Consider the following 26,964-nt stretch of genomic DNA (forward strand, 5'->3'; position numbering starts at 1 on the left):
CTTCTCATGCTAAACCCCTCTCAGGAAAAGGTGGTTAAACACATAGGGAAACCTCTTCTCTGCATAGCAGGGGCCGGTTCTGGTAAAACAAGGACCATAGCTTACAAGGTGGCCTATCTGATAAAGGATCTTGGTATAGATCCTGAAAATTTGCTGGTGGTAACTTTCAGTAACAAGGCCGGTCAAGAGATAAAGGAGAGGGTGAGGGCTGTGACGGGTACAGTCCTACCTTGGTCAGGCACCTTTCACTCGGTGGCGGTAAAGCTTTTGAAAACTTATGGTGTCAAAAAAGGTTTTTGTAAGCCCTTCAGTTTGCTGGACAGAGGTGATGCCGACAAAGTTCTGCAGGAGATACTTCAGGGAAGGAACTTAGGAAGGGACCAGCTGGACAAACTGAGAAAGTACATATCAGACAGATGGGAGGATATGATGGACCCTTACGACGAGCTTATGGAGTCCCTTATGGAAGATTACGAGAACTTTCTTAGAAGGAACGCTCTTATGGACTTCTCCTACTTGATGAAGAGGACTGTGGAGTTTCTTGAACACTTTCCCCACGTAAAGGATCACTTTTCCTACGTGCTGGTGGACGAGTTTCAGGACACCAACACAGTCCAGTACTACATACTGAAAGGAGTATCCCGTGAGAACGTGTGTGTAGTGGGGGATCCTAACTAGTGCATATACGAGTGGAGATATGCGAGGCCTGACAACATACTGAGATTTATAGAGGACTTTAATCCGGATGTGGTTAAGCTGGAAATCAACTATAGATCAGGAGGGTATATCGTACAGGTGGCCAATGCGGTAGTGGCCTCCTCTGAAGTGGCATGGAAGGATCTTGTTCCTGTTTTGGTATCTGCCAAAGGTGAAGGTTCAAAACCTGTGGTCAGGAGGTTTGAAAGGGAGGACGAAGAAGCAAGTTGGATAGCCAACAAGATAAAAGAACTCTCCCCGAGCTACCCCCTCTCCCGGATAGCTATACTGGTGAGAACCAGCTACGTGACAGAAGCCATAGAGAGAGCTCTCTTTTCCGCCCGTATACCCTACAAGGTGGTTGGGACCTTGCGTTTCTTTGAGAGGGCAGAGGTGAAGGACGTTCTCTCACCCTTCATGATACTGGCCAACAGAAGTAACAGTGTGGCCTTTCGTAGATTTCTCCAGGCCTTCTCCCAAAATCTGGGAGATAAGTCTTGGGAGAAGATACAAGCCTTTTACAAAGGTGACTGGATAGAGGCCTCCCAGATGGCTCTGAAGCATCTGAGACCATCCGCTGCTCAGAGTTTGCACCACCTTATAGTTCTCCTGAGAATCCTTCAGAAGAACATAGAGGACTATCCCACCGCTTTGGAGAACTTTCTAGACGCTGTTGGTTACATGGAAGACCTATCAGAAGAAAGACGGAAGAATGTCCAAGAGCTTTTGCTGTATCTGAAAGCCAGAAAAAGAGAAGGTTACAGCTGGGAGGACGTGGTGGAAGAAGTTACACTCTTGTCAGGAGAAGAAGAAGAACAGGATGCGGTGCGCATTATGACTATCCACGCCAGCAAAGGCCTTGAGTTTGATGTGGTGTTTTTACCAAGACTTGAGGAGGGGATACTGCCTCACGAAAAGTCTATAGAGGAGGATCGTCTGGAAGAAGAGAGGCGACTCTTCTACGTGGGTATAACCCGTGCCAGAGAACTTCTCTTTATGAGTTACACACGAGAGAAATCAAAGCCAAGTAGGTTCCTCTCCTGCATACCCAAAAACCTGCTGGATCTTTCTGCCTTCGTTAAGAAAGAAAAGGGACAGCTCACCTGGAGGGCGGGACAAAAAGTTCAACACCGTGTTTTCGGTATAGGCCATGTGGTGAGGGTAGAGGGGCCCAGGGTGATAGTGAGGTTCAAGGACGGAGAGAAAAGTATCTATTCTGCTTTCTTGGAACCCGTAGAGTAAAATTTTTAACATGGACGTAGTGGTTTACTTGGTAGGTCTTGCAGGTTTCACGGGACTGATTATGGGTATTCTGTGGTGGTACGGTAGATTTATGGGCGGAAAGAGAACATGATAAAACTCTACGTTAACGAGAGCTTGGGGTTCACCGAGCGTTCCATAGACGAGTTTACGGAAGTTCCGAAGGACAGGGTGGTGTGGCTGGACGTGGAAAATCCCACCGAAGAGGAGATAAAGTGGTTGAGCAGTACCATAGGGTTTCAGATGCCACCGAGAGAGGTCTTCGGTGATATAGAAATCAGCAGCAAGTACAGAGAAGAGGGAGAGTCCATCTACATGAGTTTATCCTTTGTGGTGCAACAGAAGGATGACATAAAGGTGGAACCTGTTCTCTTCTTCATAAAGGGAAGGTATATAGCCACTCTTCGGTATAGGGACATACCCACTCTCCTCATATTCCTCGGAAGAGCTCAAAGTCAACGGTTGTTCTTTCAGTTTGCTGAGTCAGTTTTTGCAGAGATAGTAAAGATAGAGGTAGACAGAATAGGGGACAGGCTGGAGATACTGGGAAGACGTATAAGAAATCTGAGAAAGGAGATCCTTCAGGAGCAGTCTCAGGAGGTGGTGAAGGACATATCCTACTACGATGAGCTCAACATCACCCTCAGAGAGTCCATAAACGAGAAACTGCGTGTTCTGTCCCACTTTGTAAAGAGCCCTCGGGTGAACGCTCAAACCAAGAGGGATATAAAGACGGCCATAGATGACCTCAGCACTCTTCTGGACTACACGGGCTTTTATATGCACAAGATAGACAGCATCCAGAACACCCTGTTAGGTCTCATATCCGTAAAGCAGAACGAAGCGGTCAAAGTTTTTACCGTGCTGGCTACCGTATTTTTACCTGCTACCCTCATAGCCAGTATATACGGCATGAACTTCAAACACATGCCTGAGCTGGAGTGGAGATATGGTTATCCCTACGCTTTGGGTCTTATGGTGTTGGTAACCGTTGCCTTACTTCTGTGGACCAAAAAAAAGGGATGGCTCTGAGGAGAATAAAAGGGGTAGACATAGGTGGGACCTTCGTTAAAGTGGTTCATCACGACGGTAGAAGAGAGAAGTTCTACGTGCATCACTTAGTGACAGATAGAGAAGCCTTTCTACGGGAGATAAAGAGGATAGTGGATGACGGCAGACCTGAGGTGGTGGGTGTAGCTGTGGCGGGTTTTACATCCACCCATGGTGTAGTGGACAGATCTCCCAACATACCCGCTTTGGACGGTGTGAACCTCAGGGAGTTTTTAGAAGAAGATGGGCGAAAGGTGATAGTGATGAACGACGTGACAGCTGGGGCTTATGGCGAATGGTTCTATCATCACACCGACAGCAAGGTTCTCCTTCTCGTGGCTATAGGAACCGGTCTGGGTGCAGGTCTCGTGATAGATGGGAGGCCCTTTCTTGGTGCGTGTGGCAGTGCTCTTGAACTGGGTCACCACATACTGGAAAAGGACGGACAGCAGTGTCACTGTGGAAGGAGAGGATGTTGGGAAGCTTACTGTTCTTCCTATGGCCTTGAGAACATCTACAGAAGACTCACTGGGGAGCATCTTCATCACACTGAGATAGTAAAGGTGGCACTACAGGGTGAAGAAAAGGCTCTAGAAAGCGTACAGATCATGTTGGACTACATGGTAACTGGTATTATGAACGCTCTTCACCTCTTTAACCCAGATAGGGTGGTTCTGGCAGGTGGTATGGTGGAGGCCCTGAAACCATGGCTGGGTAATCTGGAAGAGGAGGTAAGGAAACGTGCCGAGAAACTACCTGCTAACTGCTTTAGTCTTCACTTCTCTTCCGAGGGGGAGTTTTGCATGGCGTTGGGTGCCCTTGCTCTCGCACAGGATCATATTTGAATGTTATGGAGATAAGGCGTGTAGAGGGGGTTTTTCTGGAGCATGCCATAGATACATCTCAGGGGTATAGAGCACAGGAGGCATCGTCCCATCTTAGGATAAAACTGGCGTCCACTGTACCTGAAGTACTCCTGAGTGCGTTAAGGGATGGGAGCATAAGAGGTCGTGTTCTCGATGTGAAGGGAGGAGTCATCAGGATACTCTTGGAAGGAGGGTACGAGATAATGGCCAACAACAAACTCTCCATTGATCTAAGGGTGGGTGATCTTCTGGACATGATGGTAGAGAGAGGTACGGAGAGCGTGGTGTTACGGGTTGTAAAGCTCATAAGGTTTCAGGGTGCACCATCTCTAATGGAGTTTATCCTCCAACCACCAACCGCGTGGGTTCACTGGAGAGGTGAGGATCTGAGGAGTTTTCTGTGGAATTCTGGCATCTTTTACGAAAAAAAGCTTGTCAAGCTTCTGCTGGGAGACATAAAACCGGAAGAACTGATGGAAGATGCAAAAGCCAAGCTTATCTTATCCGGTTCGAAGGAAGGAGTGAAAGCGGTGCAGGCTGCTCAATGGGTTATGGCCCAGCACGGTGTCCTTGTGGTAAGCTGGGAGATGGATGAGGAGGGAGAAAGAAGAGGCTACATTTTTTTAAAAGCGGATGATCAGTACAGGGTAATGGTGGACCTGAGAACTGGAGTAGGACGCCTTCTGGTGCTTGTGCAAGCACCACGCAAGGATGACATACCGTGGGTTCGCGTCACCTTCGTCACACCCTCCCAGTATCTCATGGAAAAATTGGAGTCCTCGCTGGAGGATCTAAGGTCTATGCTGAGGGAGGAAGGTGTGGAGCTCAGAGATCTACAGGTGAAGCCGTGCTCCGAGGAGGAGATCCCCTTCATCATGAGGGATTTTCTGCCCGATAGTGGTATACATATGGTGGTTTAAGCTGTGGAGAGAAAGAAGGCGGTAGCTCTGAGGTACCATCAGGAAAAGGACAGGGCACCAGTGGTGGTAGCCAAGGGTATGGGGGACGTAGCGGAGAAGATACTTCAGTTGGCTAAAGAATACGGTGTTCCTGTAGTGGAGGATCCACAGCTGGTCACCGCTCTCATGGGGGTGGAGCTTCTGGAGGAGATACCACCCCGCCTTTATAGAGCAGTGGCCCAAATCCTTCTGTTTGTTAGGAAAGTTACGCAACAAAAAGGCTCTTGATGAACTTCTTCCAACCCTTTCTGTAGAGGCTCCTGTAGCTTTCCTCTCCTCTCAAAAGCATGTAAAAGAGGTCCAATCCACCTAAGGATCCCATTCTGAAGGCTGTCTTCTGGAAACGGTACGCCAGTCTAGCTATCTTTCCCGCATATATAAGATCATCAACAGTAGACCTGAGGAGTTCTCTGTAGAGGGTAGAAGGATGGGAGGGAGACTCCACCACAGCTCTGCCAGCTAGTTGACCGCTCTTTATAGCGTAGTAGATACCTTCTCCCAAAAGGGGATCCACGAGACCGGCAGCGTCACCCACCAAAAGCACCCTCTCCTTACCTAAGCTCACGTCATCCCATCCTTCCGCGTAAGGTATGTGCCAGCCGAGGACCTTTTGTGGAACCCTCTCTGTGATGTAAGAGGAGTATTCCAAAAAAGTCTTCATGAGGTCTTCCTTTTCCGCCGTTGCCATCCCTACACTGGCACCTTCTCCCTTAGGAAAGACCCACCCGTACCCCCTCTTTACAAAACCTATGTCTATCCTTACCTCGTCACCACCGTATGACTCCAAGAAAAACTCAACAGATCTGAACAACTTCCGTTTTCTGTAACCTAAGAGACGCGCCACCTTAGAGTGAACACCGTCGGCACCTACCAAAAAGTCACAAATTATCGTCCTTCTGTTGGTCACAACTCGGTAAGAACCCCTTTCCTCTTGGAAAGTCAAAAACTCTTCTTCCTGCAAGAGATCTACCCCCTCCTCTAGAGCCTTTTCTACCAAAAATAGGTCAAAATCCCTCCTGTCCACTATAAAGGCTATATCATCCTTCGCACGTAGGTGTGTCTCCAGGCCTCCTTTAAAACCCAGAATACCACCCCTTATGGTGTTCAGGACCTTTTTTCTCCATCCTTCAGGCAATAGAGTGCTAGTTCTCGCAGAGAGACAGCCTGCACACAGTTTGAATCTGGGAAGGGTTTTCCTTTCTATCAGAAGGACTTTCAGACCTTTTTGAGCCAACGATCGTGCTGCCGAGGAACCACCAGGACCAGCACCTATCACCACAGCATCGTAACGCATCACAGCTTTAACTGAACAGGTGTTCCCCTCTTCATTATCTCCTCCACCGCCTTCACAGCACCCTCAAAGTTGAGGACCCTACCCCCAAAACCCTTGGCAAATCGCCTTGCATCTTCTATTCTTTCAAAGGCCAAAGCAGAAGGACTACAACACACCTCCGCAGAAGATCCCACCACGTACCACGCAGTGAAACAGTTTATCAGCTTACCTGTTATAAAATCCTTAGTCATACAGGCCAGTATGTCTTTCCCTTCCAACTCTCTGTAGAGAAGAAGACCGCAATGGGCACAGCAGGCTCTTATCCTCCTTCCACCTACCCTGTAGACCATCTCCAGTCTGTTCTCTACACTTTTTCCACAGAAAGAACAGTGCCCGTCATCTTGCTCTTCTTTAAGGCGAACCTCCCCATGCTTTCTTACTACTCTTCCCTCTAACTCCAACTCCTTTATGTCCCTGTAGACGGTCATGAGAGAAACCCCTAACTTCTGGGCCAGGGACTTTACGTTGGTGTGCCCCTCCTCTATCAACTGCAGGATCCTCTCCTTCCTTCCCATAATCTGTTAAATTAACGAAAAATTTAGTCAAAGAAGACGAGCCTTATCATCCACCCCGTTATGAACTGGACCATTGCCAAGAAGAGTCCGAGAAAAGCCAACATAAAACCCAGCTTACCCGCCTTATCTTCCTTAAACCAGAAATAGACAAAGGTCAGAAGAGAGAAGATAAGGAGAAGGACACCGTTCCACTGGTGGGGAAATCCCCACAACCAGGGTACTTTGGACTGTACGAGAGGAACACCAGCCACCGAGAAGCCTGTAAGGACAGAGAAAAGGGCCAACACCAGAAGGAGAAGGTTGCTGTACAGGGCATACCTCACAGCAGGTGTGTTTCTCAGAAGGCTGGTGCCCAGCAGGTACAGTACAAAGGTGAGAACAGCTACCATCAGGGTGGTGTAAGCAAACAGAGGATGAAGGAATATCATCTCGTCACCTCCATTATGGCCTCCACCTTTATTATATCCCTATAAAGCCCTTTCAGAACTTCCTCGTAGTCGGCTTTGCCTTCTTCTACTCTGTCCATAACTTCCTCCAGTCTGCGTGTAAAGTCCTCAGATAGAAAGGCCTTTATCTCCTCCCTTTTCCTCAGATACTCGTATACCTTCTTACCCAACTTGGTGGGGATAAGAAAACCACGCTTCTCTATGACGTAACCTCTCTCCAGAAGTTTTTCCACTATGGTGGCGTAGGTGGATGGCCTTCCTATACCTCTCCTCTTCATCTCCTGCACCAGTTCTCCGTGAGTGTAAAGGTAAGCCTTCGGTTGTTTTTTCATCTGCTTCAGTTCTCTAACATCCAAGCGAGGAGGTATGTCTGGGTTCAGTTCTAAATCAAGAAACTTGTTCCAACCATCTTGCAGAACATCCGTCACTAGCGACAACTCCACAGATCTGTCTAAGGCTTTTATCACCACATCTTTCACCTTCACTTTTACAGCTCTCGTCTGGCTGGCCATGAAGCGCCTGAATATAAGTTCGTACAGGAGGATATGTTCCTTTGTGAGACCCTCCACCTGTCCGCTTAACACCATGGACCGGAGTTCTTCGGGCTCTAAGGGTCTTGTGGGTCTTATACATTCGTGGGCTCCGCCTTCACCCCACTGTCTTGTGTGCACGTACTCCTTCCCTAACTCCTCCTCTATGTACTCTCTGGCTATAGACATACCGTAGTCGGACACCCTCACAGAGTCCGTTCTGTGATAGGTGATAAAACCCAGTTCAAAGAGAGTCTGCGCCAGTGCCATGGTTTTCGGTAGAGAGAACCTGTATCGGTCACTGGCCTCCTTAAGGAGAGTGTCGGTCCTGAAGGGGGGTGGTGGGTTTCTCAGCTCCTCCTTCTGATCCTTGACGGTTACTTCTATGTAACTAAGTTCTTTAAAGAAAGCCTCCGCTGTCTTTCTGTCCTCAAAGTCCAGCTCCAGTTTCAGCCTCCCTTTCTCGTCTCTTATGAGAACTTGAACCTTGTAGATTTTCTGACGGTACTCTTTTTCCCTCTCTATTATCCATCCCAGAACAGGTGTCTGGACCCTACCCGCAGAAAGCCAGCTCTTTCCAAAAGCCTGCTGAAGAATCTGAGAGAACTCAAAACCTACCCATCTGTCGGAAACGCGCCTCACTATCTGGGCCTTCACCAGATTCTCGTTTATGTCTCTGGGTTCTTTCAGTGCCCTCAAGATGGCCTTTTTGGTAACTTCGTGAAACTCCATCCTTCTTATACTGTGGTTGTAGGGTTTTAGGAGCTGCATAAGATCCCAACCTATCTTTTCACCTTCTGTATCTGGGTCGGTGGCTATAAGAACTTCCATACTCTCAGAGGCCATTCTGCGCAAACTCTCCACTACGTACTCCTTACCTTCTATAACTTCGTACATGGGTGTAACGCCTTTCTCCATAAGGACACCGTGGAAACCACCTTCCTTAACGAGGTCCAGAACGTGGCCCAAGGAAGCTGTTATCATCAGATATCTGTCCTCCACAGATGTTTCCAGAAGATCATGCTGACCTACTCTCCTTCTCACCGCTTTCCCAAAGAAGTTGGCTATGGTTCGAGCTTTGTTGGGAGACTCCACCACTATCAGTACAGGTTTTAAAAGATCCGAGGAGCTCACCGATACGTCACCCTTCATAAAGGCTCTAACATTGGAACGATCCGCATCCACTTCTTCCATAATCTTCTCCACGTCCAGTCCTTCCACAGGTAAGAAGTTAATGTCGTCACTGAACCATCTGACCTTCTTCACAAGGTGGTGAAAAGCTTTTTTATCATCTACAAAAATAAGGCTGAAACCTTTTGTAACACCCCCTGCGTACATACGGGAAGTTCTACCGCTTGCCTGAAGATACCCCGTGGCATCAGAAACCACCAACTGATATCCTTCCTCCGTCTTCCTCAGAGTTATCTCCTCAGATTCGGACATTATCCTCACCAACTCTTCGGAACTTAAAAACTCTCCTATCTGGCTCCTCAGCTGATCTAATCTCTCTTTTAGGTCTGGCCTCTCTTCCACAAACTCCTCCGTCAGGTACTGATACCTGCGTAACTGGGATATCCAGTTGTCCACCTTCTGCATGTGTTGAGGTAGCTTCTTCACTATGTAAGATCTTATAGAGGACAGAGCCCACAGAAGATGGGAAAGGTTTGTTTCGAACTTCAGAGAAATAACTATCTTAGGAACACCCAGAAAGAGAGCGTACCGTATCACATGAGGAAGGTCCAGTCCCCTGGCCAGAGGGTTCCTGTAGGAAGCTATTCCCACCAGCAGCTGGATCTTACCTTCCTCAAAGTCCTTTAAAGTTTCCTCCTTTAGTTCCTCGTAAGACACTGCAGATATACCCTCACCCCTCAGGATATTTACAACCCTATCCACCTCTTCTTTACCTTTGTCGGAAGATACAAACAAGAGCCCTCCACCTCCCAGCCTCTTGACCCAGTCTAAGAAGTTGTGGGTACCTTCTTGATAGGCATCCACCACGTTACGCAGGTAAAAGGTGGGTGTTCCTACCTCAAAACCGAGAAGTTCTCTGAAGAGTTTGACCCTGTTGGATCTTGGGTTGGAAGTGGCTGAAGACACCACCAGAACACCCTCTCCCCTCTTCTCCATCAGTTTTTGACTTATCTCCTTTATCTTCTCCCAGTCTTCATCTGTCTTCTGGCGTTTTGTCTTAAGCTGTATCACCCTCATAGCCAGGTCTATATCTTCCTCTGAGAAACCCAAAAGGTACAGAGCTTTATCTACGTTTTTGGCGGTCTTAAGAAAGGAATCTACATCGTCCACAAAGATAAAGGAAAAACCCGAGGGTATATCCTGATAGTTCCTGTAAAGGAACATGGAGGTGGTCACCAACACTTTAAACCTACCCTCTTTGAGTCTCTCCCTCTTTTCCTCCTTCTGCTTTTTGGAATCGTCACCAAAGTAAAGAAGGTCCTCTTCCTTCAGTCTGAACCTTTCCTGAAGTTTATGGACCACCTGTTCCACCAAGATACGGGTAGGCAGTATTATGTAAGATCTTTTACCCTCTTTGGCGAGAAAACTGGCCATGGCAAGACCAAAGGATGTCTTACCTACACCGGTGGGGGCAAGAAGTGCAAAGGAGTGCCCCATAAAGACCCTCTTGGCCCATGTCTTTTGGAGGCTCCAGGGTTTAGAACCTACGCATCTTTCAAAATGTTTTTCCCAATCCTCTTCCTTCTTCTCCACGTCACACCATATCCTAAGTTGGCCTTCGGTAAGAAGGTGGCAAGGATCTCCTTCTTGGGGCATACACCTCTCACAGGGTAATCCCCTCTGCAGTCTATCCGCCCCTATGTCGCCTCCACAGTTGGGACACAGGTTTTTGAAAACAGCACCTATCATAAGAGTATTAATAATACACCCTTTTCCACCTACTTACGTTATAGTTAAAAAGTATGGAGAAGGTTAGAGCTTTTGCAGTGGATATAGAGGGTACACCTCAGGAGATCACCAGAAGGCTCAACGAGGTCCTCTCCGGTATAGAGGAGGAGGGTGGAAGAATTTTGGACGTGAAGGTGACCTTTGCCAGGGAGCACGGCATAGACGGTTATATAGTTCTTTACACCATCCTGTATAGTACCCAGAAAGCTTTGCCAGAAGAGTGATATAATTTTAGCCTTCCGGAGGTGGAAAGATGGCAAGGTGCTTTGTGTGTGGCAAGACCACCAAGATAGGAAGAAGCGTTACTTTCTCTGCTGAGAGAAACCCAAGGAAGTTTAAAGCCAACCTTCACAGGATAAGGGTGAGACTGGAAGATGGTTCTGTAAAAAGGGTCTATGTGTGTGCCAAGTGCATAAAGGCCGGTAAAGTTCAAAAAGTGGTACGTACAGGATGATATGTCCATCAGATTTCTGACAGCGGGGGAATCTCACGGACAGGCCTTAGTTTGTATACTGGAAGGTATACCGGCCAACTTGGAGCTGTCGGCGGAGGACATAAACCGAGACCTGAGGAGAAGACAGAAGGGTTACGGCAGAGGAGGGAGGATGAAAATAGAGCAGGACCAGGTGGAGATTCTGTCAGGTGTGAGATTCGGAAAGACTACGGGAGCACCTATAGCCCTCCTCATAAAGAACAGAGACTGGGAGAACTGGAAGGAGAAGATGGCGGTGGAAGGAGAAAGGCCATCGTCAGCAGTACCCTTCACGCGCCCCAGACCTGGTCATGCCGACTTAGCGGGTGGTATAAAGTACAACCAACGTGATCTGAGGAACATTCTGGAAAGAGCTTCGGCACGCGAAACCGCCTGCAGATGCGCCGTAGGAGCGGTTTGCAAAAAGTTTCTGCAGGAACTGGGTATAAAGGTGGGTAGTTATGTGGTCAGTATAGGATCCCTCAGCCCACCCATCCAGGAAGAGGATCTGGAGAAGCGCCACCTTCTGGCAGAAGAATCGGTGGTGAGGTTTCCGGACCCCACCAAAGATCCTCTCTTTATGGAGCTTATAGATGAGGCGAAGCAGATGGGAGAAAGTTTAGGTGGTGTGTTTGAGGTGTTTGCCTTGAACGTACCACCGGGTCTTGGTAGTCATACCCAGTGGGACAGAAGGATAGATGGGAGAATTGCCCAGGCTATGATGAGCATCCAGGCCATAAAGGGGGTAGAGATAGGGTTGGGTTTTGAGGCTGCCAAACGGAAAGGTTCACAGGTACACGACGAGATAGGGTGGGACCCAGAGAGAGGCTTTTTTAGATACACTAACCACTTGGGTGGAACGGAGGGTGGTGTCACCAACGGTATGCCCATCCTGGTGAGGTGTGCCATGAAACCCATACCCACCCTGGCCAGACCTCTCAGAAGTGTGGACATACAAACCAAGGAGGAGGTAAGTGCGGGTAAAGAGCGTACCGACGTGGTGGCGGTTCCTGCCGCATCTGTGGTAGGAGAAGCCATGTTGGCCTTTGTGGTAGCACAGGCTCTTTTGGAGAAACTGGGTGGCGATTTTATGGAAGAGATAAAGGAGAGGTACGCGAGGTATCTGGAGTATGTTAAGAGTTTTTGAGGAGGTGGGGAAGGCCGCTCTCCTCACTTTCTTGGGTATATACTTCCTCTTTAGAAATCCCCCCAGACTTTATCACTTTGTAAAACAACTGGCTTATCTGGGAGCGGAGACGGTACCTGTGGTGGTGATCACATCCCTCTTCTCGGGAGGTGTCATAGCTCTGCAAACTTACTCCACTTTCCACCGATTCAACGCAGAGTTTCTCATAGGGGCTGTGGTGGCTCTCTCCATGTTCCGAGAACTGGGACCGGTACTCACAGCTCTTATGGTAACGGCACGTGTAGGGTCTGCTATGACGGCCAGCATAGGCACCATGCGTATAACGGAACAGATAGACGCTTTAGAGGTGATGGGTATGAACCCTGTAAGCTATTTGGTGACACCCCGAATAGTGGCTGGTGTTCTCGGGCTTCCCCTCCTTACGATAATATCCGACGTGGCAGGAATACTGGGAGGATGGTTTGTGGCGGTTGGACTCTTCGGTGTTAACAACCACCTCTTTTGGGAAAGGATGAGGGATCTTGTGGAGTTTTATGATTTTGTGGGTGGTCTTTACAAGGCTGTTTTCTTTGGTCTCGTAGTTTCTGCGGTAAGTTGTTACTTCGGTTTTTACACGAAAGGAGGAACAGAGGGGGTTGGAAGAGCCACCACCTCCAGCGTGGTAACCTCTTCCATGCTGGTACTGATATCCGACTACTTTTTAACAGCCATAATTTTCTAACATAACATGAAGGCCATAATAGATGACCTGAGAAAGCGTTCCCAAACTGCGGCGGTGCTGGTGGAAGGGAAGAGGGACAAAGAAGCTCTTTTGAAACTGGGGGTTGGCAACATAATAACTTTGGAGGGGAAGAGGCTTACCGATCTTCCCGACCTTCTGGAAAACTTCAGACACGTTATATCTATGGTGGACCTTGATCCTCAAGGCGAGAAACTTCACCGTAAACTGAGGGACCTTCTCACATCTCAGGGATATATTTTTATAGAGGACATACGCGAGAGGTTGAGAGAATGGGGCGTGATCTATATGGAGGAGCTTTATGAAAAAGTCAGAAGTGCTGATGTCTCTCCTGACGCAGGACAGGGTGATAAGGTTTAACATAGACATGCTGGAGGGTCTTTTGGGGGAGATAAAGGGGGACATGGAGGAGGCCAGAGTTCTCGTAGAGTCCTGTTTGGAGGAAGGTGAGAAGGAGAGGATCTCAAAACGCCTTTCAGAGTTTGAGAAGAACTTCGTGAGTCTGCTCTCAGAAGTTTTGGATTACATATACGATCTTTACGAGATCTTCAACTTTGACATAACTTTTCTGGCGGCTATACCCGAGGAGCTTCAGAGGGAGATAGAGAGGCTGGACGTGGTAGGTTCCATAAACGCACGGCTGGAGCATCTGATGAACACCTTGGATCAACTCCTTACGGAAGAGGACGAAAGAATAAAGGCTATACTCACACCCTTCCTCGTGTACAGAGAGGTTATACAGCAGGCTATGAGTTTTAACCGCAAGTTTGATCTGCAGAACCTTCAGAGGATAGGATAAGTTCGTAAAGTTTTTTGGCAGACTCCTGTTCTGCCTCCTTCTTACTTTTTCCCTTGCCCACAGCCCTGTAAGAACCTACCTGACACTCCACCTCAAAGATTCTGTTGTGGTGTGGCCCTTCCGTACCTATAAGACGGTAAGTGGGTCTTGTTTTCCACAGGTGTTGGGTGAGTTCTTGTAGTAAAGTCTTGTAATCCTTTCGGTAACTTCCTTCCTTCACCACCTGTAATATCCGCTCACCGTAGTTCTTAAAAAAGAGATCCCTAGTGGTGTTTAGATCTCTGCCTGTGTCCATGTATATGGCTCCCCACAGAGCTTCAAAGACATCGGCCAGTATGGAACTACTTATGTTTTTTCTCCTACGCTCCATCTTTATAAGAGACTCTAAACCTAGTTCTTGGGATAACTGACTCAGAAAATCCTCACTGACGAAAAAGGCCTTCATTATGGCCAACTGTCCTTCTCTACTTTGGGGAAAGTTCTGGAGTAAAAGATCCACCACAAAGAGGTTTATTAAAGCATCTCCTAAGAACTCTAGGACTTCGTAACTTCTTCTACCAACGGCCACCGATCTGTGGGTGAGAGCTTCCTCCAGGAGAGAAGGATCTCTGAAGGAGTATCCTAGAACCTTTTCTATTACCTTAGAGCTTTCTGAAAACGAGGCACGCATTAGTTCCACCGAAACCGAAGGAGTTAGAAAGGGCTACGTTCACCTCCTTCTGTACAGCCACCATAGGGGTGTAGTCCAAATCACACTCAGGATCCGGGTTTTCCAGATTTATGGTGGGAGGGATTATACCTGTCTGGATGGTTTTAACGGTAGCTACAGCCTCCACCGCACCGGCGGCTCCTAAAAGGTGTCCTATCATGGACTTATTGGAGCTTATCTTGAGCCGGTAGGCATGTTCTCCAAACAGTCTTTTTATGGCGTAAGTCTCCACCTTGTCGTTGAGGGGAGTGGAAGTACCGTGAGCGTTGATGTAATCCACCTCGTGGGGTGGTATGCCCGCGTCCTCAAGAGCCAACTTCATACACATGTAGGCTCCCTCTCCGTCACCACAAGGTGCCGTTATGTGGTAGGCATCGTCGGTGGCTCCGTATCCTACCAGCTCTGCGTAAATCTTAGCACCTCTGGCTTTGGCATGCTCATACTCTTCCAGTACCAGTATTCCTGCACCTTCTCCCATCACAAAACCGTCTCTATCTTTGTCAAAAGGTCTGGATGCCTTTTGAGGCTCGTCATTACGGGTGGAGAGGGCCTTCATGGAGGCAAATCCGGCCACACCTAAGGGCGTTATGGCGCTCTCACAGCCACCTGCTATGGCCACATCCACATCACCCCTCTGGATAAGCCTCATAGCATCTCCTATAGCGTGGTTTCCTGTAGCGCAGGCAGATACCACGCAGTAGTTAGGCCCTTTAAAACCGTATCTTATGGCTATGAGACCTGAAGCCATGTTGGATATACCGTAAGGTATGAAAAAGGGAGACACACGCCTTGGACCTTTTTCCATCAGAACTTTCTGCTGCTCCTCTATGTCCCTTAAACCCCCTATACCCGTACCCACTATGACGGCAACGCGATAAGGATCAAAGGACGACTCCAGAAGACCGCTGTCCTTCAGAGCCTCCTCCGCAGCCGCTACCGCAAACTTTATGAAGTCTGACACCTTCTGGGCATCTTTTTTGTCAAAGTAAAGCTCCGGATTAAAGTCTTTAACTTCCGCCGCTATATGAACCGACAGACCTATCTCTTCGGGATCAAAGCGTCTTATCCTATCAACACCGCTGACACCGGAGACCAAATTGTTCCAAAATTTGTCAACGCCGGTACCTATGGGGCTCACCACCCCAAGGCCCGTCACTACAACTCTGCGCATCAGCTCTTAACTCTCTCCTTCAGATAGTTGATGACATCTCCTACTGTTCTTATTTTTTCTGCATCCTCATCGGGGATCTCTATACCGAACTCCTCCTCAAAGGCCATGATGAGTTCTACCACGTCAAGGGAGTCGGCACCCAGGTCCTCCACAAAGCTGGCTTCTGGTGTAAGTTTGTCCACCTCAACGCCTAACTGGTCGGCTATTATCTCCTTTACTCTGTTTTCGAGATCCATCCTATACCTCCTCGTGTGAAGTGGTGGGATATAATTATAGCACAATGCAGGATCTTTCCATAGAACTTTGGGGTATCCGTTTTAAAAACCCCGTATGGGTAGCCTCCGGCACCTTCGGTTACGGTCTTGAGGCCTCCGAGATATACGATGTGTCCTCTCTCGGTGCTGTTGTTACCAAGGGTATATCTTTAAGACCGCGTGAAGGGAATCCTCCCCAGAGGATAGCGGAAACCCCCTGTGGTATGCTCAACTCCATAGGTCTTCAGAACCCGGGTGTGGAGGGTTTTCTTCTCCACATATACCCTCGCATAGAAAAGATAGACACCCACTTTATAGTCAACGTGTTTGGGGAAACGGAAGAGGAGTACTTGGAGGTCTGTTTGGCCCTTGAGGACAGGCCCAAGATAGTGGCCTACGAGCTTAACGTTTCCTGTCCCAACGTCAAGAAAGGTGGTATGTTATTCGGTCACGATACTAAGGTACTGTCTCGTCTTGTGGAGAGGGTGAAGGCAAAGGTAAGAAAACCTGTTCTGGTAAAACTGTCTCCCAACGTGGGGGATATAAGGACCTTTGCCCGTGTCTGTGTGGAGAGTGGTGCGGATGGGCTCGTAGCCATAAACACCTTGGTGGGCATGAAGATAGACGTACGCTCCGGTAAACCTGATCTTTCCACCTTCGTGGGTGGACTTTCGGGACCTGCCATACTCCCCATAGCGGTGAGGATTGTTTGGGAGGTGTTCCAAGAGGTAAGAGGTAGTGTTCCCGTTATAGGAGTGGGAGGTATCTATGATACAGACTCAGCTTTGCAACACATTCTGGCCGGAGCCAGTGCCGTACAGGTGGGTACAGCTAACTTCTTTGATCCCAAATGTCCCCTTCGTATAATAGAGGGGATAAAGTCCTACATGGAGAGTAAAAAGGTAAAGTCCTTCAATCAGCTGGTGGGACGCGCCCACGGTATAGGCGTACTTTCGTAAAGATGTGGTCCAGAAGAAGGTACAGTATGGGGAGACTCCCTAAAAGTCCCCACACACCTGCCATAAGGAATGTCTCCTTAAAGGCATCGGAATAAGAGTAAAGGCTTTGAACCTGATACAGGAAGGCCTGTGCCTTCTCCTGGGGAAGCCAAAAGTAACCGCTCAGTTCCTCCAGAAAGTGTCCTACCAATTGGTGATTCTGTATCTCGGTAGTTCTCTGAAAGTTCTCCCACATGAATCTCTGAAGATCGTTGGTGGCTATGGCTGTACCGAAGGAGCCTCCCACGAACCTCACGTAATGCATCAAACTTACTCCCACCGTTACCTTATCACCCAACTTTTTGAGAGCCAGGTTAGTGACAGGTGCAAAGAAAAAGCCCATACCTATACCTAAAAGGATCAAGTAAAGGGAGGCCTTCCAGGTAGGAGTAAAGAGGTCCAATTGAGGCAGCAGAAAGAAGGAAGAGAAAAGATAAAGGCTGACCGCTACGTAGAGGGGGAGTCGGTCGGATTTTCTGTCACTTATCGCACCAGCTATGGGAGAAGAGATACCTATGGAGAGGGCAAGGGGGAGTATGTGGAGACCTGTGTGAAAAGTACTTATTCCCTTCAGATTCTCAAAGTAAAGGGGAAGTATGTAGAAGACCTGATACATAGAGAAACCTAAAAGGAGGAAGTACACCAAAAGAGATACCAAAAACTCTTTGATTTTAAAGAGGGCTGGATCTACAAGCTTGTGGTGGGAGATTATCTCCCACAAGAGGAACAGGAGAAATCCCAAAATACTGAGAAGGGTAAGGTAACCTATCGTGTCGGAAGAAAACCATCCCATCTGCTGCCCTTTGGAGAGAACCACCAGAAGGTTTACCGTACCCATGGAGAGAAACAGAAAGGAAAACCAGTTCATTCTGGTATGACGAGTTTTGGGAAACTCTCTGAGGAAGAAAGTAGCCATAAAGGTGTTGAGGATACCTATGGGTACGTTGATGTAAAAGACCCAACGCCAGCTTAGATGTTCTGTTATCCATCCACCCAGCGTGGGACCTAAGGCAGGAGCAAAACTAACACCCAGTCCGTAGATACCCATGGCGAGACCTCTCTTTTCGGGAGGATAAGAGGTAAAGAGCATGGCTTCTGCACTGACCACTATGAGAGCCTCTCCGAAACCTTGTAGTATCCTTGCCAGTATCATCTCCGCCAAGCTACCCGAGTTGCCTGCGTAAGCGGAGGAGGAGGTGAACAGTACAAGACCCAACAGGAACACCTTTTTGAGTCCAAGATAGGACTCCAGCCATTCCACCAACATTATGCCGGTGGCTGCCGCCGTCATGTAGGAGGTAACCACCCACTGCACGCCGTAAAGATCCGTGGAAAGAGGTGCCATCATACGTGGTACTACTATGTCCACTATAGTGGTGTCCAGTATGGCCATAAAGACACCTGTCATCACTATGATGGTCAGAAGCAGATTTTCCCTCATGGAGATCGCTTTATCTCCACCTCACCACCCATGCCAACCCTCAGTAAGTGGATGTCTTTGCTGTTTATCCTTATTTTGACAGGTATTCTTTGAACCACTTTGGTAAACTCACCCGCCGACACATCTCTGGGAACGAGGGCAAAGGTGGCCGCAGAGGCAGGGCTTATCTGTTCCACAACACCTTCCAGAACCTTGTCAGGGTAAGCATCTAAACGCACGTAAGCTTTGGCACCCGGTTTTACACCCATCAGTTTTGTCTCTTCCAAAAGAACCTCCACATACAGAGATGAAGGATCCACCACCGAGAAGACAGGCTGACCAGCTCTTATCACATCTCCCGGACTTACGAACCTCTTGGCTATGACACCGTCAAAGGGAGCTCTTAGATAGGTGTATTGAAGCTGGTTCTGGGCAAGTTCTTTCTGTTTTTTTAGAGCCTCTATCTGGTTTTCCAAAGACTGTATCTGTTGTCGGAGCTCCTCCAACCTCATAAGATCTGCTCTGTGTAGGTGGGTGATGCTCTGAGACTTCTGATAGGATAATCTCAGTTCTTCCAGGTTTTTCTCTAAGGCTCTTCTTTTCTCAAGAAGCACTTTGTACTGGGTATCTATCTCTTCGTAACGTTGAAGTGGGAAAAGACCTTTACGGGTAAGATCCTCGTACCTCTCCCTGTCTTTGGATACCTTCTTCAGCTGTGCATCCAGCTCTTCCATCTGGTGTAAAAGAGCCCTCTCTTTTGCCATCACCTCTTCCTCCGTTATACGGGAGGCCTTCAGCTGAAGAGAGAGTTGTTCTGTCAGGCGTTTGTACTGAATCTCCAGCTGTCGACGTTGGCTTTCCAGTGCCTTTATCTGGGCTTCCAAAGTATCCACCTTCAGCTGATAGTCGGAAGGATCCAACTCTGCCAAGATGTCCCCCTTTCTCACATGGTCTCCGAGATTTACGTAAACTCTGGTAACTTTTCCATCCACCTGGAAACCTACGTTGGCCATCCTGTCTGCCTTCACAAAGACGGCGTCACTAATGGCGTACTCCCTTCTGTGTTTTATCCAAAGGATCCCATAAAGGACAAAGGCCACGATGAGGAGGGACACTACGGTGATGGCCACGTGCTTTTTCACGGAAGGACCCCCGCAGCCTTTTTCAGTTCGTAAAGAGCCTTCATATGTTCGTAACGGGCTATGACGAGATCTGCTTCCGCTTTAGTGAGGCTGGCCTGAGAGGCGAGAAGATCTGTCTGGGTTATGATCTGATTGGCGTACTGCTCTTTTGATAGTTGATAATACTGGCGTGCTAAAGCCAGTGAGTCCTCTGCCACTCTGAGATTGTCAAGGGATGTTCTCCACTTTTCGTAGGAACTCCTCACCTCCAGTTCCACTTTACCTAACGTGTCTTCTTGCTCCTTCATGAGCCTATAAACTTCCTTCTCCAATGCCATGGCCTGATAGTAGGGTCTTATACCTTGAAAACTCACACTCAGACCCAGAGAGAAACGGAAGAAACCCCTAGGATAAAGAGCAGGGTTCTGGTCTGTGTACACGTACTCCCCCTGAAACCACAACTTAGGTATGAACTGACTCCTTGCCTGAAGAACCTTGCTACGAGTACTCTCGGTAAGGTATGCCAGTGCCTTAAGAATGGGCCTTTTACTGCGAGCCATATCCAACCAGTAAGACAAAGGTCTATCTTCTTCCTGCAGCGTAGGTTCTTCCAGAGGGGTTAACTCTTCTTCTTTTATACCGGTAAGACGGGATAGGTTAGCAAGAGCTACTCTGTACTCTCCTTCCGCCGTTCTTAGAGTTCTCTCCACTTCCGAAAGACGTACCTTTGCCTGTAAAACATCGGTGACCGCTACCAGTCCCTTCTGGTAAAAAGCCTTTGCTGTCTCGTACTGAGCTTGGATAGCCTCCTTCTGCTGACGGTACACTTCCACCAGCCGAAGAGCCTTCAGGGTATCCAAGTAAGCCTTTATAACCTCCAGTTTAACTTCCTGGAGCTTTTCCTCAAAAAGATACCTTCGGTAAGAAACCTCTTCCCTGGCGGAGTATACGGCCCCCTCTCTGTAACCTCCGTCCCACAGAGTCTGCCTTATACCTGCGCTCCACAGGGTGTAATTCCTTTTGGTGCTTTGTACCTGCTGAGTAAACTGAAGTATTGGTATGAAAAAGCTTTGAGCCTCCGACTGATGAACCAATTGACCGTTGATGAAGATCTCAGGAAGGTAGAGACTCTTCTCTGCAAAAAGCTGGTAACGGGAAGCCTCCAGATGGTAACGTTGAGCTTGTATCTGAGGGTTGTAGGAAACAGCCCTTCGGAGGGTTTCCTCAAGAGATATTGACCAACCTAAGGAGTAAAGGAGGGTGAGTAAGACGCACCACATCATCCTCTTAAGCCCTTCAGAAGGACTGTTATTCCCTCCTTGGCCAGGCGGATAACCTCTTCCAGGTCCACCTCTTCTTTAAACATATACTCTAACATCACTATCCTCATGTAACCCATATAAAGGTTCACTATGTTCTCCACGTTTCGGTAGGTGAAGTTCTCTTCCTTTACTCCTCTCTCTATCAGTTTTGTGAGAAGTTGTCTGACTTTTGCCATCTTCTCAAAGTAAATTTTTCTGAACTCTTCACTGCTTCCCAAAAGCTGAAACATGAATATGTAAGCTATACGACGGTGCTTGTAAAACATTCTCAGAAGATCCTCTGCGTGACCCAAAAGGGCCTCTTCTACGGGCACCTTTTTATCCACCCAGTGCTGTAAGTTTCCTAAGAGTTCTTCATTTATCTTTTCGAGAAGTTGCTGGAAAAGATCCTCTTTGCTACGGAAGTGAAAGTAAAAGGCGCCTTTAGAGAGGCCTGCCTGTTTCACTATGTCCTCCACCGATGTGGTATGATATCCTCTCTTGCTGAAGAGTTCCTCCGCCACCTCTAAGATTCTGGAACGTGTGTCCTTCATGGCAGTAGTCTCTCCAGCTGAGCTACCGAGTTGTTATACTGCATCAGAAGTAAGTAGTAGTTGGCGAGAAGGTTGTTGTAGTTGTTCCTTGCATCCAGTAACTCCAGCTGGGTGCCTACACCGTATCGGTAGCGTTCTGTAGAGAGTCTTAGGCTTTCTTTGGCTGCTTTGATAGAGCTCTCCACAGCTTTTATCTGCTCCTTCAAGGAATCCAAGTCTAGAAGTATCTGGTTCAGCTGTGCCTTCAGTTGATACTCAAGATCTACAAGTTGTTCCTTTTGTTTAAGAAACTCCACCTCTGCCTGTGCTACACCTGCCTCTCTGGAAAAACCGTCAAAAATCTGGTATTGGAGACTGATACCTGCCGTGTAACCCTGTATCCACTGGGTGCTTCCGGTAAGGCTCCTTCTTCCTGTAAAACCCTGGTATCCTACGGAGGCGGTTACTGTGGGATAGTACTGGGCCTTCTGAAGATCTATCTGCCGGCGTGCCACTTGAAGTTTTTTACGGGCCACCAACAGGGTGGAGTTTCCTTCCATAACCTCCTTGATGAGTTGGTCCTTTTGGGAAGGATAGTCTCGCAGGGTAAGATCTCCCTCCACATCTCGTATGTTGTCCTCTCTGAGGAGCCTTTTCAGTTCCTCAAGGCCTTTCTGGTAATCAGCTTTCGCCTGGTTATAACTGGCCTGTGCTTGGAGTAGCTGTGATTCTGCCCTCATGAGCTCCACTTTAGGTGCTATGCCACTTTCGTAGCGTGCTTTTGCAAGGCGGAAGTTCTCTTCCCAGTAGGCTAAGTTATCGCCAGCTAACTCTACCAGCTTCTTTCTGTATATAAGGCCGTAGAAGATCTGTTTTACCTGTAGCTCCACACTTTTGATGACATCCTGCCGGACGGCCTTCTGTAAGTCCAGCTGCTCTTTTGCCAGCTTTATACTCTCATAGATGACTGGGTTGAAGATTACCTGGGTGATCTGAAGGTTGTAACTCTGTCTGTTCTGGGGAGTAAAGCCAAAAACGAGGGTGCTCTGCTGATGCAGAAAGGAGTAACTGACAGACACCTGAGGCAACACACCTGCAAGAGCCTTTTTGATGGCATACTCTGTTTCTCTTATGTCAAGCTCTGAGAGGTTTACCGGAGTTGCCCTAAGTCTGGCAAGATGGAGAGCCTCTTGGAGGGTTATGGAGAAGGCGTGAGTTACCAGTGTAAGTATAGCCAGCAGTAGAATCATCTCTCTTCCACCTTCGCACCTTCTCTCAGGAGAAAAGCGTTCTCCACCGCTATCCTGTCGCCATCTTTGAGATCACCTCTTACGTAAACGGTGCCGTTCTGGTGTAGTACCACCTCCACATTTACGGGTTGCGCCGTGTTTTGGCTTATCCTCCAAACCACTTTCTGGGTTCCTCTAAGTACTACAGCGTTCTCGGGCAGACGGAAGAGGGTGAGTTTCTGGGTAGGTATACTTACCACACCGTACATACCGGGTTTCAGTTGTCGGTTGTCGTTGGCAAGGAGAGCCTTCACCGTTATCATCCTGTTGTTGTCAGCTACAGGTGACACAAAGAAAACCTTACCTTTTCTCTCTCCTACACCTTCCACGCGTAGAGAGATCTCCATCCCTTCCTTCACGTAAGGTAGCAACTCCTGAGGAACCTGAAAAACAGCCTTTATAGGATCCAGTGTCACCAATCTGAAGGTTGGGGACTGGACGGTAAGGTAGTCTCCTACGTTAACCATCCTCTGGGCTATGTAGCCATCGAAAGGTGCGCGAAGGACTGTTTTGGAAAGCTCAAGCCGTGCGTTATCTAGCTGAGCCTTTATGGATCTTATTACCTCTTCTTGGGACCTTAGCTGGGTCTTCACGTTCTGAAGGTCTTCCTTGGCTATGAGATCCTTTTGGAACAGGAGCTCCCTTCTTCTCACTATGTCTTCCAGGTTTTGGTACTGGACGCGTGCCTGCTGAAGCTGTGCTTCCAGCTGCCTTACTGTGTTCTCATACTGAGAAGGATCTATTTTCAGAAGTCTCTGACCCCTCTTTACATAACTGCCCTCATCTACGTACAGTTCTAAAACTCTACCGTTCACCTCAGGCCTCAGTACTACATCTTTCTCAGCCTCTAAGTAAGCCTTGGTCTCGTAGGGTACGCTGATCTCCTCCCCCTTTACAGTTACAGTGCTTACCCTTATGGCCTGAGGTTTGGGTACAGATTGTTCTTGCCTGTGGCAAGAGTGAAGAAACAACAGAAGAGCTGCCAGTATTAAAACCATCATGGTGGAAGATTATAACATACCGACCGGTCGGTCTGCATCCACTCTTTAAAATACTCTACTGTATGGACAAGCTGAGCCTTTGGAAGGAAAAGGTAGAGGTAAAACTACGCCAGATTCTTGCTCCTTCGGAGCCCTTACTCCTTTACGAGGCCATGTCCTATTACCCCCTTCAGGGAGGGAAAAGGATAAGGCCTTTGCTCCTGTGCGGGGTGTGTGATGCTTTAGGTGGCAATGTAGAAGACGCTGTGGTGGTAGGGTGTGCCATAGAACTCATTCACAACTACTCTCTTATCCACGACGATCTTCCTGCCCTTGACAACGATCCTCAGAGGAGGGGACTTCCGTCCTGTCACATAGCCTTTGGTGAGGATATAGCTCTTCTGGCAGGTGATGCCCTTCTAACGTTGGCCTTCCAGGTTTTGTCAGATGTTTCCCAGTTCAACCAAGTGGAACCTTCCGATCTTCTCCTTATCATCCACGAAATAAGCAGGAGAGCCGGGAGTGAGGGTATGGTGGGTGGTCAGGTTATGGACATAAGAGGTATAGGAGACAGGAGAGAGATAAATCTCAAAAAGACGGCACAGCTCTTTGCCGCCTGTTTCGTGAGCGCAGGTATCATAGCTAAGAAAAAAAGCATGTTGAAAGATCTGGAAAAGGTGGGTATAAGGACAGGGCTTCTCTTTCAGATGTGCGATGACTGGAAGGACAAAGATGGTTACTTCAAGCTGTTGGGAGAGGATCTCGCAAAGGTCATAAAGGAGGAGGAAACAGAACTTAAGGAGGAACTGCGCCGCTTATCTCTCCTGACGCCCCCCATAGAAACCCTCATAAACTCCTTTATTCCGACATATAATTAGAAAGATCCCCGCAACGGGACAGGGTGAACCCCGCCAGGCCCGGAAGGGAGCAACGGTAAGCCCGCCGTCCCGGGTGCGGGGACTTTAACAATGAAACGCCTATACCTGATACGCCACGCCCAGAGTGAGTACAACGAGAAAGGCATATTTCAGGGAAGATTGGACAGCGATCTCACACCTTTGGGTTTTGTACAGGCCAGACTCTGCGCCCTAGCGCTGAAAGATAAAGGTATATCCGTCATCTACACATCTCCCCAAAGGAGAGCTTACAAAACAGCCCTCACCATAAGTGATATCCTCCAAGTTCCCCTAAAGGTGGACGAAAGGCTTGTGGAGATGTCTTTCGGTGTTTACGAAGGCACACCTTTCTGGAAACTGGTGGAAGAAAACAGAGAGATGCTCCTAAACTGGCTGAAAAACCCGGTAGAGAATCCCCTCCCCACCCAGGAGAGTATGGAAGCCTTTGAGAGAAGGGTTCGCTCCTTCTTAGAGGACCTTAAAAAAGATCCTCACAACTCCGTTGCGGTGGTGGCTCACGGAGGTGTGCTACACGCCATGATATGTATGGCGATAGGTCTTGGTTTGGGTAACCTTTGGAACATCCACAAGGACAACACTTCCATAAGTCTTCTTGAGATGGATGAGAAGGGTTTTCGCCTTCTTTTTCTCAACGATACATGCCACCTATCTTCATTATAATTTTCCACTATGGAGATCTACGATCCCCACTCCATAGAAGAAAAGTGGCAGAAAATTTGGGAAGAGAAGGGTGTTTTCAAAACAGAAGAGAAAGGTGAGAAAGTTTATGTCTTAGAGATGTTCCCGTATCCCTCTGGACGTATCCACATGGGTCATGTGAGAAACTACACCATAGGTGACGCCATAGCCCGTTTTCTGAGGATGAGAGGGAAGGCTGTCCTACATCCCATGGGATGGGATGCCTTTGGGCTTCCCGCCGAAAACGCTGCCATAAAGCACGGAGTTCATCCCGCCCAATGGACCAAGTCCAACATATCTTACATGAGAGACCAGCTTCGTAGGTTGGGTTTCTCCTACGACTGGGATAGGGAGATAGCCACCTGCGATCCCGAGTACTACCGATGGAACCAGTGGATATTCCTCAAGTTTTTGGAAAAGGGCCTTGCTTACAGGAAAGAGGCCGAGGTCAACTACTGTCCCAACGATGAGACGGTTTTGGCCAACGAGCAGGTGATAGAGGGAAGATGCTGGAGGTGTGGAACACCCATAGTGAGGAAAAAGGTACCCTCCTGGTACCTCCGTATAACCCAGTACGCGGAGAGACTGCTGGAGGATCTGGAAAAGCTGGAAGGCAAGTGGCCCGAGAGGGTCATAGCCCAGCAAAAGAACTGGATAGGAAAGTCTACCGGTGCCATCGTAAAGTTTCCGGTGGGTGACTCCTATGTAGAGATATTCACCACCAGACCAGATACCATCTTTGGAGCTACCTTCTTAGTTCTGGCACCGGAGCATCCTATGACACTGACTCTAGCACAGATGGGAGGAAGAGAGAAAGAGGTGCAGAAATTCCTCAGGAAGATGGAAAGTATGTCCACCAGAGAGAGAAGCACTTCGGAGGAAAAGGAGGGTGTCTTTCTGGGAGTTTGGGCCAAAAACCCGGCTACAGGTGAAGAAATACCTGTGTGGACAGCCAACTACGTCCTTTATGAGTACGGCACAGGTGCCATAATGGCTGTTCCCGCTCACGATCAGAGAGATTATGAGTTTGCCATCAAGTACAACCTACCTGTAAAGGTGGTGGTGGTTCCTGAGGACGGTGTAAAGGTGGAAGGCAGAGCCTACGAAGAGGCAGGTATTTTGGTGAACTCGGGTCCCTTTGACGGTATGCCTTCCCAAGAGGCCAAAAAGGCCATTGTGGAGTGGTTAGCCCAGAAGGGGTTGGCCCGTTGGCACACCACTTACCGCCTGAGAGATTGGAACATATCCCGCCAGCGCTACTGGGGTACGCCTATACCTGTTGTACACTGCCCGGTGTGTGGTATAGTTCCTGTGCCAGAGGACCAACTGCCGGTCCTTCTTCCCACCCACGTGAAGGTGACTGGTCACGGAAACCCCCTCCAGCAAGTGGATGAGTTTGTAAACACTGTCTGTCCCAAATGTAAGGGACCTGCCAAAAGAGAAACAGACACTATGGACACCTTCTTTGATTCCTCTTGGTACTTCCTGCGCTTTTGCGATCCTCACAATGACAAAAAACCCTTTGATGAGGAAAAGGTCAAAAGATGGATGCCCGTGGACCTATACATAGGGGGTATAGAGCATGCTGTCCTCCATCTTCTGTATGCTCGCTTCTTCCAAAAGTTTCTCAAAGATCTGGGTATGGTGGATCACGACGAGCCCTTCCTCCGTTTGGTGACACAGGGTATGGTGCTGAAAAGGTGGGTGAGTGTGGAGCGCCTTCTTAAGTTCCTTGGCCTTTCAGAGGACGATCCTTTAGATAAACTGGTAGAGGCCGTAAGGAGGTTGGCAACCGTTGAAAAGTGACATGGAGTTTGTGGGCACTCAAATGCCGCCTGCCGGGTTTCTGAGTGCCCTCAGAA

Annotated in this window: 29 protein-coding genes and 1 other RNA gene; 17 read left to right on the top strand and 13 right to left on the bottom strand. The window is 48.4% G+C overall.

Annotated elements, in window-relative coordinates; translation table 11 throughout:
- The first annotated feature begins 6 nt into the window (after positions 1-6).
- The 6 genes from THAL_RS08440 to THAL_RS00415 all read left to right on the top strand — a co-directional run bounded on the left by THAL_RS08440 (position 7) and on the right by THAL_RS00415 (position 5,059).
- Entirely contained in the window at positions 7-678 is a 672-nt protein-coding gene (locus THAL_RS08440) for an ATP-dependent helicase (RefSeq protein WP_245522241.1), read from the top strand.
- A 69-nt stretch (positions 679-747) separates the two neighbouring features.
- Positions 748-1,938: an ATP-dependent helicase gene (locus tag THAL_RS08445; protein WP_245522242.1), complete on the top strand. Its 1,191-nt coding sequence runs from the start codon at positions 748-750 to the stop codon at positions 1,936-1,938.
- A gap of 108 nt (positions 1,939-2,046) precedes the next feature.
- Complete coding sequence (gene corA / locus THAL_RS00400) at positions 2,047-2,988, top strand: magnesium/cobalt transporter CorA (RefSeq protein WP_012991126.1); 942 nt, start codon at positions 2,047-2,049, stop codon at positions 2,986-2,988.
- Positions 2,979-3,851: an ROK family protein gene (locus tag THAL_RS00405; protein ID WP_012991127.1), complete on the top strand. Its 873-nt coding sequence runs from the start codon at positions 2,979-2,981 to the stop codon at positions 3,849-3,851. Before corA ends, THAL_RS00405 begins: the two co-directional genes overlap by 10 nt.
- 5 nt (positions 3,852-3,856) lie before the next feature.
- On the top strand, positions 3,857-4,792 hold the full coding sequence (locus tag THAL_RS00410; RefSeq protein WP_012991128.1) for a flagellar hook-length control protein FliK: 936 nt from the start codon (positions 3,857-3,859) through the stop codon (positions 4,790-4,792).
- A 3-nt stretch (positions 4,793-4,795) separates the two neighbouring features.
- Positions 4,796-5,059: an EscU/YscU/HrcU family type III secretion system export apparatus switch protein gene (locus THAL_RS00415; protein ID WP_012991129.1), complete on the top strand. Its 264-nt coding sequence runs from the start codon at positions 4,796-4,798 to the stop codon at positions 5,057-5,059.
- On the opposite strand, the gene THAL_RS00420 is transcribed toward THAL_RS00415, so the two are convergent.
- From THAL_RS00420 to rgy, 4 genes are read right to left on the bottom strand one after another with little or no spacing between them, the layout of a single operon-like run.
- Entirely contained in the window at positions 5,037-6,125 is a 1,089-nt protein-coding gene (locus tag THAL_RS00420) for a geranylgeranyl reductase family protein (protein WP_012991130.1), read from the bottom strand. The genes THAL_RS00415 and THAL_RS00420 overlap by 23 nt on opposite strands.
- Positions 6,125-6,679: a DeoR family transcriptional regulator gene (locus THAL_RS00425; RefSeq protein ID WP_012991131.1), complete on the bottom strand. Its 555-nt coding sequence runs from the start codon at positions 6,677-6,679 to the stop codon at positions 6,125-6,127. The genes THAL_RS00420 and THAL_RS00425 overlap by 1 nt, the downstream gene beginning before the upstream one ends.
- Positions 6,680-6,702: 23 nt before the next feature.
- Positions 6,703-7,107, bottom strand: a complete 405-nt coding sequence (locus THAL_RS00430) for a hypothetical protein (protein WP_012991132.1) — start codon at positions 7,105-7,107, stop codon at positions 6,703-6,705.
- Positions 7,104-10,535, bottom strand: a complete 3,432-nt coding sequence (gene rgy / locus THAL_RS00435) for a reverse gyrase (RefSeq protein WP_012991133.1) — start codon at positions 10,533-10,535, stop codon at positions 7,104-7,106. The genes THAL_RS00430 and rgy overlap by 4 nt, the downstream gene beginning before the upstream one ends.
- A 53-nt stretch (positions 10,536-10,588) precedes the next feature.
- Between rgy and THAL_RS00440 the strand changes: the two genes are divergently transcribed.
- The 6 genes from THAL_RS00440 to THAL_RS00465 are packed head-to-tail and all read left to right on the top strand — an operon-like array spanning position 10,589 to position 13,731.
- On the top strand, positions 10,589-10,798 hold the full coding sequence (locus THAL_RS00440; protein WP_012991134.1) for a hypothetical protein: 210 nt from the start codon (positions 10,589-10,591) through the stop codon (positions 10,796-10,798).
- A 29-nt stretch (positions 10,799-10,827) separates the two neighbouring features.
- Positions 10,828-11,028, top strand: a complete 201-nt coding sequence (rpmB, locus tag THAL_RS00445; protein ID WP_012991135.1) for a 50S ribosomal protein L28 — start codon at positions 10,828-10,830, stop codon at positions 11,026-11,028.
- A gap of 1 nt (position 11,029) precedes the next feature.
- Entirely contained in the window at positions 11,030-12,193 is a 1,164-nt protein-coding gene (aroC, locus tag THAL_RS00450; RefSeq protein ID WP_012991136.1) for a chorismate synthase, read from the top strand.
- Positions 12,177-12,914: an MlaE family ABC transporter permease gene (locus THAL_RS00455; protein WP_012991137.1), complete on the top strand. Its 738-nt coding sequence runs from the start codon at positions 12,177-12,179 to the stop codon at positions 12,912-12,914. Before aroC ends, THAL_RS00455 begins: the two co-directional genes overlap by 17 nt.
- A gap of 6 nt (positions 12,915-12,920) precedes the next feature.
- Positions 12,921-13,292 carry a toprim domain-containing protein gene (locus tag THAL_RS00460; RefSeq protein ID WP_012991138.1) on the top strand — a complete coding sequence of 124 codons (372 nt, stop codon included), beginning with the start codon at positions 12,921-12,923 and terminating at the stop codon, positions 13,290-13,292.
- A complete protein-coding gene (locus tag THAL_RS00465) occupies positions 13,234-13,731 on the top strand; it encodes a hypothetical protein (RefSeq protein ID WP_012991139.1) in 498 nt (165 codons plus the stop codon). Before THAL_RS00460 ends, THAL_RS00465 begins: the two co-directional genes overlap by 59 nt.
- Here THAL_RS00465 and rnc read toward each other — a convergent pair.
- The 3 genes from rnc to THAL_RS00480 are packed head-to-tail and all read right to left on the bottom strand — an operon-like array spanning position 13,688 to position 15,847.
- Complete coding sequence (rnc, locus tag THAL_RS00470; protein ID WP_012991140.1) at positions 13,688-14,401, bottom strand: ribonuclease III; 714 nt, start codon at positions 14,399-14,401, stop codon at positions 13,688-13,690. The genes THAL_RS00465 and rnc overlap by 44 nt on opposite strands.
- Entirely contained in the window at positions 14,373-15,611 is a 1,239-nt protein-coding gene (gene fabF, locus THAL_RS00475) for a beta-ketoacyl-ACP synthase II (RefSeq protein ID WP_012991141.1), read from the bottom strand. The genes rnc and fabF overlap by 29 nt, the downstream gene beginning before the upstream one ends.
- Complete coding sequence (locus THAL_RS00480; protein ID WP_012991142.1) at positions 15,611-15,847, bottom strand: acyl carrier protein; 237 nt, start codon at positions 15,845-15,847, stop codon at positions 15,611-15,613. The genes fabF and THAL_RS00480 overlap by 1 nt, the downstream gene beginning before the upstream one ends.
- A gap of 44 nt (positions 15,848-15,891) precedes the next feature.
- Here THAL_RS00480 and THAL_RS00485 point away from each other — a divergent pair, with 44 nt between their 5' ends.
- Positions 15,892-16,824, top strand: coding sequence for a dihydroorotate dehydrogenase (locus tag THAL_RS00485; RefSeq protein WP_012991143.1), 933 nt, complete (start codon positions 15,892-15,894; stop codon positions 16,822-16,824).
- Here the strand turns inward: THAL_RS00485 and THAL_RS00490 are convergent.
- The 6 genes from THAL_RS00490 to THAL_RS00515 are packed head-to-tail and all read right to left on the bottom strand — an operon-like array spanning position 16,778 to position 23,528.
- A complete protein-coding gene (locus THAL_RS00490) occupies positions 16,778-18,304 on the bottom strand; it encodes a DHA2 family efflux MFS transporter permease subunit (protein ID WP_012991144.1) in 1,527 nt (508 codons plus the stop codon). The genes THAL_RS00485 and THAL_RS00490 overlap by 47 nt on opposite strands.
- Positions 18,301-19,425 carry an HlyD family efflux transporter periplasmic adaptor subunit gene (locus THAL_RS00495; protein WP_012991145.1) on the bottom strand — a complete coding sequence of 375 codons (1,125 nt, stop codon included), beginning with the start codon at positions 19,423-19,425 and terminating at the stop codon, positions 18,301-18,303. The genes THAL_RS00490 and THAL_RS00495 overlap by 4 nt, the downstream gene beginning before the upstream one ends.
- Positions 19,422-20,687 carry a TolC family protein gene (locus THAL_RS00500; protein WP_012991146.1) on the bottom strand — a complete coding sequence of 422 codons (1,266 nt, stop codon included), beginning with the start codon at positions 20,685-20,687 and terminating at the stop codon, positions 19,422-19,424. The genes THAL_RS00495 and THAL_RS00500 overlap by 4 nt, the downstream gene beginning before the upstream one ends.
- A complete protein-coding gene (locus THAL_RS00505; protein WP_012991147.1) occupies positions 20,684-21,259 on the bottom strand; it encodes a TetR/AcrR family transcriptional regulator in 576 nt (191 codons plus the stop codon). Before THAL_RS00505 ends, THAL_RS00500 begins: the two co-directional genes overlap by 4 nt.
- Complete coding sequence (locus THAL_RS00510) at positions 21,256-22,488, bottom strand: TolC family protein (protein WP_012991148.1); 1,233 nt, start codon at positions 22,486-22,488, stop codon at positions 21,256-21,258. The genes THAL_RS00505 and THAL_RS00510 overlap by 4 nt, the downstream gene beginning before the upstream one ends.
- Positions 22,485-23,528, bottom strand: coding sequence for an efflux RND transporter periplasmic adaptor subunit (locus THAL_RS00515; RefSeq protein WP_012991149.1), 1,044 nt, complete (start codon positions 23,526-23,528; stop codon positions 22,485-22,487). The genes THAL_RS00510 and THAL_RS00515 overlap by 4 nt, the downstream gene beginning before the upstream one ends.
- 62 nt (positions 23,529-23,590) lie before the next feature.
- On the opposite strand from THAL_RS00515, the gene THAL_RS00520 reads away from it, so the two are divergent.
- The 4 genes from THAL_RS00520 (at position 23,591) to leuS (ending at position 26,908) form a co-directional block, all read left to right on the top strand.
- Positions 23,591-24,385, top strand: coding sequence for a polyprenyl synthetase family protein (locus THAL_RS00520; RefSeq protein ID WP_012991150.1), 795 nt, complete (start codon positions 23,591-23,593; stop codon positions 24,383-24,385).
- Positions 24,383-24,477: signal recognition particle sRNA small type (ffs, locus tag THAL_RS08245), an RNA gene on the top strand. Before THAL_RS00520 ends, ffs begins: the two co-directional genes overlap by 3 nt.
- Positions 24,476-25,084, top strand: coding sequence for a histidine phosphatase family protein (locus THAL_RS00525; RefSeq protein ID WP_012991151.1), 609 nt, complete (start codon positions 24,476-24,478; stop codon positions 25,082-25,084). Before ffs ends, THAL_RS00525 begins: the two co-directional genes overlap by 2 nt.
- A 9-nt stretch (positions 25,085-25,093) precedes the next feature.
- Positions 25,094-26,908 carry a leucine--tRNA ligase gene (gene leuS, locus THAL_RS00530; RefSeq protein ID WP_012991152.1) on the top strand — a complete coding sequence of 605 codons (1,815 nt, stop codon included), beginning with the start codon at positions 25,094-25,096 and terminating at the stop codon, positions 26,906-26,908.
- Positions 26,909-26,964 lie beyond the last annotated feature (56 nt).

Origin of the sequence: Thermocrinis albus DSM 14484 (genome assembly GCF_000025605.1) — a bacterium.
Classification (GTDB): domain Bacteria; phylum Aquificota; class Aquificia; order Aquificales; family Aquificaceae; genus Thermocrinis; species Thermocrinis albus.

Coding starts and splice junctions, on each gene's coding strand:
- THAL_RS08440 (WP_245522241.1), top strand. CDS start 7: ATGCTAAACCCCTCTCAGGAAAAGGTGGTTAAACACATAGGGAAACCT.
- corA (WP_012991126.1), top strand. CDS start 2,047: ATGATAAAACTCTACGTTAACGAGAGCTTGGGGTTCACCGAGCGTTCC.
- THAL_RS00405 (WP_012991127.1), top strand. CDS start 2,979: ATGGCTCTGAGGAGAATAAAAGGGGTAGACATAGGTGGGACCTTCGTT.
- THAL_RS00410 (WP_012991128.1), top strand. CDS start 3,857: ATGGAGATAAGGCGTGTAGAGGGGGTTTTTCTGGAGCATGCCATAGAT.
- THAL_RS00420 (WP_012991130.1), bottom strand. CDS start 6,125: ATGCGTTACGATGCTGTGGTGATAGGTGCTGGTCCTGGTGGTTCCTCG.
- THAL_RS00425 (WP_012991131.1), bottom strand. CDS start 6,679: ATGGGAAGGAAGGAGAGGATCCTGCAGTTGATAGAGGAGGGGCACACC.
- THAL_RS00430 (WP_012991132.1), bottom strand. CDS start 7,107: ATGATATTCCTTCATCCTCTGTTTGCTTACACCACCCTGATGGTAGCT.
- rgy (WP_012991133.1), bottom strand. CDS start 10,535: ATGATAGGTGCTGTTTTCAAAAACCTGTGTCCCAACTGTGGAGGCGAC.
- THAL_RS00440 (WP_012991134.1), top strand. CDS start 10,589: ATGGAGAAGGTTAGAGCTTTTGCAGTGGATATAGAGGGTACACCTCAG.
- rpmB (WP_012991135.1), top strand. CDS start 10,828: ATGGCAAGGTGCTTTGTGTGTGGCAAGACCACCAAGATAGGAAGAAGC.
- aroC (WP_012991136.1), top strand. CDS start 11,030: ATGTCCATCAGATTTCTGACAGCGGGGGAATCTCACGGACAGGCCTTA.
- THAL_RS00455 (WP_012991137.1), top strand. CDS start 12,177: ATGTTAAGAGTTTTTGAGGAGGTGGGGAAGGCCGCTCTCCTCACTTTC.
- THAL_RS00460 (WP_012991138.1), top strand. CDS start 12,921: ATGAAGGCCATAATAGATGACCTGAGAAAGCGTTCCCAAACTGCGGCG.
- THAL_RS00465 (WP_012991139.1), top strand. CDS start 13,234: ATGAAAAAGTCAGAAGTGCTGATGTCTCTCCTGACGCAGGACAGGGTG.
- rnc (WP_012991140.1), bottom strand. CDS start 14,401: ATGCGTGCCTCGTTTTCAGAAAGCTCTAAGGTAATAGAAAAGGTTCTA.
- fabF (WP_012991141.1), bottom strand. CDS start 15,611: ATGCGCAGAGTTGTAGTGACGGGCCTTGGGGTGGTGAGCCCCATAGGT.
- THAL_RS00480 (WP_012991142.1), bottom strand. CDS start 15,847: ATGGATCTCGAAAACAGAGTAAAGGAGATAATAGCCGACCAGTTAGGC.
- THAL_RS00485 (WP_012991143.1), top strand. CDS start 15,892: ATGCAGGATCTTTCCATAGAACTTTGGGGTATCCGTTTTAAAAACCCC.
- THAL_RS00490 (WP_012991144.1), bottom strand. CDS start 18,304: ATGAGGGAAAATCTGCTTCTGACCATCATAGTGATGACAGGTGTCTTT.
- THAL_RS00500 (WP_012991146.1), bottom strand. CDS start 20,687: ATGATGTGGTGCGTCTTACTCACCCTCCTTTACTCCTTAGGTTGGTCA.
- THAL_RS00505 (WP_012991147.1), bottom strand. CDS start 21,259: ATGAAGGACACACGTTCCAGAATCTTAGAGGTGGCGGAGGAACTCTTC.
- THAL_RS00510 (WP_012991148.1), bottom strand. CDS start 22,488: ATGATTCTACTGCTGGCTATACTTACACTGGTAACTCACGCCTTCTCC.
- THAL_RS00515 (WP_012991149.1), bottom strand. CDS start 23,528: ATGATGGTTTTAATACTGGCAGCTCTTCTGTTGTTTCTTCACTCTTGC.
- THAL_RS00520 (WP_012991150.1), top strand. CDS start 23,591: ATGGACAAGCTGAGCCTTTGGAAGGAAAAGGTAGAGGTAAAACTACGC.
- THAL_RS00525 (WP_012991151.1), top strand. CDS start 24,476: ATGAAACGCCTATACCTGATACGCCACGCCCAGAGTGAGTACAACGAG.
- leuS (WP_012991152.1), top strand. CDS start 25,094: ATGGAGATCTACGATCCCCACTCCATAGAAGAAAAGTGGCAGAAAATT.